The following is a 635-nucleotide window of genomic DNA, read 5'->3' on the forward strand; positions in this document are numbered from 1 at the left end:
GCACTCAAGCGCGTAGAGGATAGCCTGTACGAGACGGCCAATCGAAACGGCATTGCTGTCGCCGCCACGGCTGAACTCTATCAGCGCGCCTCCATGGCCCGCGAGAACCTTGGGGCGAGCGAACAAGACCTGCTGAAAATCGTGTCGGGCACGTCAGCTGCACTGAAGCTTCAGGGCACGTCGGCAACGGAAGCCAGCGGCGCTCTGCTCCAACTGGGCCAACTGCTGGGTGGTAGTACGGTTCAAGCGGCTGAGTTCAACAGCCTCGTCGATGGCCTTCCTACTGTTCTGCAAGCCGTGGCGAATGGCTCGGATCGTTGGGCGGGCTCGACCATCAAACTCACCAAGGATGTGAAGGACGGCAAGGTTACGGTCCAAGAATGGGCGGCGGCCATGCTCAAGGGTTTCGGCGACATCGAAACCCGCGCTAGCGCCTCCACCACAACTGTCGCTGCCTCGCTGCAAACGCTGAACAACGAACTGGGGCGCTTTATCGGCCAGACGGATAGCGGTCTGTCGGCCACGCAGCGTATGGCGCAGGGCATCGAGATCCTTGCGAGCAATCTGGATGTGGTCGTAACGGCCGGCGGTGTACTGGTGACCCTAGTGGGAACCAGAATGGTTGTCGCACATGT

Annotated in this window: 1 protein-coding gene; it reads left to right on the forward strand. The window is 60.6% G+C overall.

What is annotated here, in order from left to right; genetic code table 11:
* Nucleotides 1–635, forward strand: a 635-nt coding sequence (locus tag OB03_RS14495) for a tape measure protein (RefSeq protein WP_461344631.1), incomplete at both ends; no start/stop codon positions are given.

It is taken from the genome of Brevundimonas sp. GN22 (genome assembly GCF_054824005.1).